Source organism: Caballeronia sp. (genome assembly GCF_049581465.1).
Classification (GTDB): Bacteria; Pseudomonadota; Gammaproteobacteria; order Burkholderiales; family Burkholderiaceae; genus Caballeronia.
On sequence record NZ_JBAUSA010001356.1, the window covers coordinates 1 to 5,225 of the forward strand.

The window sequence follows — 5,225 nt, forward strand, 5'->3', positions numbered from 1 at the left end:
CTGCGATTTGTCAGCCCATTTTTGCGCAATACATTGAGAGACAACTTTTGGCGGTTGTTGGCTCGTCCCCACCTGGCTTACGCCCGCTGGCGGTTGAGCGGCGCAAGCCGAGATCGCTACGGTCAAAGCAAGAATTGGTAAATATTTCACGTTACCTCCTTTAGGTGGCTCACAGCGGAGCCGGGGTTTTTTCAAGGGTTACGCGAAAGTCTCATTTACTTCATCGTGGCCGTATTCCGCGCATGTTTCAAAGTGAGCCAGCATGTCACTGGCAAAGGAGATTTTAAAAGTCAGCTTTTAAAAGTCACTTCGCCGGCGCACCCAGCAAAGGTTTCAAAATCGGCCAGACGTTATTCAATAGCAAGGGCTGGGCCTGAGCATTCGGGTGAATCTGGTCGGCCTGAAACATGTCGGGCTTGTTTTCGATGCCAGCCAAGAGGAACGGGACTAGCGCAACCCGCTTTTCTTTCGCCAACTGCTCGTACACACCGTGGAATTTCTGCGAATAATCGGGGCCGTAGTTAGGCGGTACGTACATGCCGACCAGCACGACTTTCGCGTTGATCGCCTGGGATTTATCGATGATCGTGCGCAGGTTGGCCTCTGTCGTCGCGAGAGGAACGCCGCGCAGGGCGTCGTTCGCGCCGAGCTCCACGATCACCAGGTTCGGTTTCAGGCGTGCAAGCGTGGCGGGGAGGCGGGCGAGGCCGCCGCTGGTGGTGTCGCCGCTGATGCTTGCATTGGCGACGCTATAATTGAAATGCGCCTGGGCGAGTTGTTGGCGAAGTAGCGCGACCCAGCCCGTATCGCGCGCCAATCCGTATTCCGCGGAGATGCTGTCGCCGAGCACGACGATCGACGGCGTGGAAATTGAGTCGGCAGAATAGGCCGGCACGACGAACACCGACATACTCAATCCCAGCGATGCAGCTATCAAGCGTGCAGTCCCGTTCACTTTAAGTCTCTCCATGCAAAACAATATTGAACCGGTCATTGAAGTACGGGGTTTAAGCAAGCGGGTGAAGGATGCGACGGGCGAGTTGATCATCCTCGATCATATCGACCTGTCGATTGAAAAAGGCAGCACGGTCGCGATAGTCGGCGCGTCGGGATCGGGGAAGTCGACGCTACTTGGGCTGCTCGCCGGTTTGGACAGCGCAACGGAGGGTTCGGTTCGCTTGCTCGGACGCGAGCTCAGCACGCTGAGCGAAGATGAGCGCGCGGCGCTGCGTAGCGGATCAGTGGGATTCGTGTTCCAGTCGTTCCAGTTGATGCCGCATCTTACTGCGCTGGAAAACGTGATGTTGCCGCTGGAATTGCGCGGCGATGTCCCGCACAAGGAGATCGCGGCGCGTGCGCGGGATCTGCTCGATCAGGTCGGACTGTCCAAGCGGACGGGGCATTATCCGAAGCTGCTTTCGGGTGGCGAGCAGCAGCGGGTGGCGCTTGCGCGGGCGTTCGTTACGCATCCATCGGTGCTCTTCGCCGATGAACCCACGGGCAGCCTGGACGCGGCGACCGGCTACGCGATCATCGACTTGATGTTCGAGATGAACCGTCGCACGGGTGCGACGCTGATTCTCGTTACCCACGATGTTGAATTGGCCGAGCGTTGCAACGCGACGGTGACGATCGAAGCGGGCCGTATTGTGAATGGGCTAAGCGTGTAGAGGGGGACTGGGGCGGGTCTGCTCACTCACCGCAAGCACGCCAGCCCCTAATCGACTACAAACCCTTCAACGCAGCGCGCGCACGCGCGATCAATGCCGAGGTCGATGAATCGTGTTTCGCGGGATCGGTCTTATCGGCCGTGATGTCGGCTTCAACGACCTTGCCGAGAATCTTGCCCAACTCCACGCCCCACTGATCGAACGAGTTGATGTCCCAAACCGCGCCTTGTACGAGCACCTTGTGCTCGTATAGCGCGATCACGGCCCCGAGCGTTTGCGGCGTAAGGGCATCGAGAATGATCGTCGTGGTCGGGCGATTGCCGGGGAAGCTCAGGTGCGTCGCGAGTTCTTCCTTGCCCGGACCCGCGACCTTCTTCGCTTCCTCGAGTGTGCGCCCGAGCATCAACGCCTCGCTTTGCGCGAAGCAGTTCGCGAGTAGCTTCGCATGGTGATCGATGAGCGGATGCTCCGGCGTCAACACCGCGATGAAGTCGATCGGGATCATCGTCGGACCCTGATGCAGCATCTGGTAGAACGCGTGCTGGCCATTCGTGCCCGGCTCGCCCCAGATCACGGCGGCGGTTGGGTAATCGACCATCGTGCCATCGAGACGTGCCGACTTGCCGTTGCTTTCCATCTCCAACTGCTGAAGATAGGAAGACAAGTAGGCCATCCCCTGCGAATACGGCGCGACCATCACGCTTTGCGATTCGAATAAATCGCGATACCAGATGCCGATCATGCCCATCAGCACCGGCAGGTTCCGCTCGAATGGCGCCGTGCGGAAATGTTCGTCCATTTCGTGAGCGCCTGCGAGCAGTGCCTCGAAATTCTCCGGGCCGACCGAGATCACGATCGACAAACCGACCGTCGACCAGAGCGAATAGCGGCCGCCGACCCAATCCCACATCTCGAAGACGTTTTCCTTCGCGATGCCGAACTTGACCACTTCCGTGGGATTGGCCGACACACCCACGAAATGCTTCGACAGCGCGTCTTCCGGGCAGCCGTTCTTTACGAACCAGTCGCGCATGGAGCGCGCGTTGGTCATCGTTTCGAGCGTGGTGAACGTCTTCGACACGACGATTGCCAGCGTTTCCTCGGCGTCGATGTCCTTCAATACGTTGTAGATGTCGGCGCCGTCGACGTTGGAGACGAAATGCGTGCTGATCTCCGGCAACGCCAGGTGGTGCAGCGCGTGCACGACCATCTTCGGCCCGAGATCCGAGCCGCCGATACCAATGTTCACCACGTGACGGATGCGCTTGCCCGTATATCCGGTCCACGAACCGTCGCGGACCTTGTTCGCGAACGCAGCCATCTTGGCCTTCTCGGCGCGGATTTCCTTCTGAAACGGGGCGTCGTCGGCGGTGGAACGCAAGGCCGTATGCAAGACCGCGCGATGTTCGGTGATGTTGACGATATCGCCGGCGAACATGGCGTCGCGGCGCTCGGCCACTTTGGCCTCGTGAGCGACCTGCGTCAGCAGCTTGAGCGTGGCGTCAGTGATGCGGTTCTTCGAGAAATCGATCGAGATGCCGGCGCCGTCGAACGTCAGGCGCTCGGCGCGCGAGGGTGACGTATCGTTTTGCGGCGCGAACCAGTCGCGCAGGCGTTCGTCACGGATGGCATCGTAATGCGTCTGGAGCGCCGGCCAGGAGGGAAGCGAATTGAGCGTCATAACGGTCCGATTGTCAGAGGGTGGCGGAAAGAACACGACGTGCGCGGAGTCTGTCCAACTTTAATCCCCGAGCATGTCGTGCGTGAGAAATCTTGCGTGGCTTTACGTTAGTTACGTTAACGAGTCGACGCATCGATGCGCAGGCACGAGTGAAAAGCGCAGGTCAGCGTACGTGAGTCGCGATGCATGATTCGGTTTGTTTCGGGCTTGTACGAATTGTCGCGCGCGCGCTCGTGCGAGTCGCGTTGCATAAGTCAGGAAGTATAGCCACGAAGCATGAATGCTTGCTTGCAAGCTCGGCGCAGTGGCCCTATCCCAAGTCACGTTTTAGCAGCGTAGAACATCCGGTTCAGCAGGCTGCGAACCTTGGGCGCCAGTTCACCCGCCGTCAGTCCTGCCGGTCCCTGGCCTTCAGCGGTCAGGGTTTCGGCGGCCAGGCCGTGGAGGTATACGCCGGCTAATGCCGCTTCGTAGGGCGGCAGGCTTTGCGCCAGGAACGCGCCGATCAGTCCACCCAGTACATCGCCGGTTCCGCCGCTGGCAAGTGCCGCGTTGCCGGTCGGATTAATGGACAAACGTCCATCCGGCGAAGCGACGATGGTCCCCGTCCCCTTCAATACGGCGACGGCAGAAAAGCGCGCCGCCAAATGCTGCGCCGCCGCGATGCGATCGGCCTGGACCTTTTTCACGTCCGTTCCGAGTAAACGCGCGGCCTCGAGCGGATGCGGCGTCAACACGCAAGGATTGCCGCTGTTGCCGCATTCCGTCACCTTCGCGGCCAGTTTTTCGTCCGATGAAATCAGGTTGAGCGCGTCGGCATCCAGGAGCTTGGACACGTCGAGCGCGAGCACGTCGAGCAGCATTTTTTTCGCGCGTTCGCTTTGGCCCATGCCGCAGCCGACCGCTAGCGCGGTCATCTTATCGAGGGGAAGCTGATCGACGTGATGCAACATCAGTTCAGGATGGGGCGGATCGTAGGGGGGTGAATCGGTGCCGATAAACGCCACGTTCACCTTGCCCGCGCCGCCGTACAACGCCATGCGTGCGGCCAGGATCGGCGCGCCGCACATGCCGGTGTCACCGCCGACCACGGCCAGGGTGCCGAACGTGCCTTTGTTGGTCGCGAAATCGCGGGGTGGAAATAGCCCCCTGAACAGGGGCGTGGCGTTCAGCATGACCGACGGCTGCATGGGCGGCGCAATCCCGAGGTCCGCGATAAAAAGCCTTCCTGTCAGGTCACGGCCATCGCCGGTGAAATGTCCCGGTTTGCCGCCGATAAACGTCATGGTGTGGGTCGCCCGCACGGCAAGCGCGCGACCGTCGTTGGTGCGGCTGACCGGTTCGCCCGTGTCGCTCGACAGGCCGCTGGCGATATCGAGTGCCAGGACGCCGCCGCTTGCCCTTGAGCGTTTGCTCATGCGCGCCGCGATATCGGCGAACACGCCTTCGAGCGGCCGTCCGACTCCGATTCCGAAGAGGCCGTCGACAAGCCAGCCGAAATTATCGAACGAGGTGGGGATGTCGGTGGTAATCGTGACGCCGGCTTGACGAGCTTCTGCTAGCGCCCATTTCGCGTCGTCGGGTTTGACTTCGACAGGCATGCACACGTGAGCGTCGATGCCAGCGGTTTTTAATCGTGCGGCCACCACGAGCGCGTCGCCGCCGTTGTTCCCGGGGCCCGCTGCAATCCATACCGGACGGGCGGCGAGGGCAGGCGAGTGATTTGGGGAATCGGCGATGAATTGTGCGGCAGCTGCGCCCGCGCGCGCCATGAGCGTGTTGGGCGGGAGTGACGCGGCTGCGCGCGATTCGAGCGTGCGGAGTTCGTCGAGGGTGAGGAGCGCGATCGGGAGATTACGCGGCTCGAAGTAGGG

4 protein-coding genes are annotated in these 5,225 nt (G+C 60.7%); 1 reads left to right on the forward strand and 3 read right to left on the reverse strand.

The window, feature by feature from the left end:
* Positions 1–304: 304 nt before the first annotated feature.
* Positions 305–910, reverse strand: a complete 606-nt coding sequence (locus tag WCA53_RS32775) for an arylesterase (protein ID WP_423921750.1) — start codon at positions 908–910, stop codon at positions 305–307.
* A 58-nt stretch (positions 911–968) separates the two neighbouring features.
* Between WCA53_RS32775 and WCA53_RS32780 the strand changes: the two genes are divergently transcribed.
* Entirely contained in the window at positions 969–1,670 is a 702-nt protein-coding gene (locus tag WCA53_RS32780; RefSeq protein ID WP_423921738.1) for an ABC transporter ATP-binding protein, read from the forward strand.
* A gap of 55 nt (positions 1,671–1,725) precedes the next feature.
* On the opposite strand, the gene pgi is transcribed toward WCA53_RS32780, so the two are convergent.
* Complete coding sequence (gene pgi / locus WCA53_RS32785; protein WP_423921741.1) at positions 1,726–3,351, reverse strand: glucose-6-phosphate isomerase; 1,626 nt, start codon at positions 3,349–3,351, stop codon at positions 1,726–1,728.
* A 320-nt stretch (positions 3,352–3,671) separates the two neighbouring features.
* Positions 3,672–5,225: NAD(P)H-hydrate dehydratase (locus WCA53_RS32790; RefSeq protein WP_423921746.1), on the reverse strand; the 1,554-nt coding region annotated here is incomplete at its 5' end.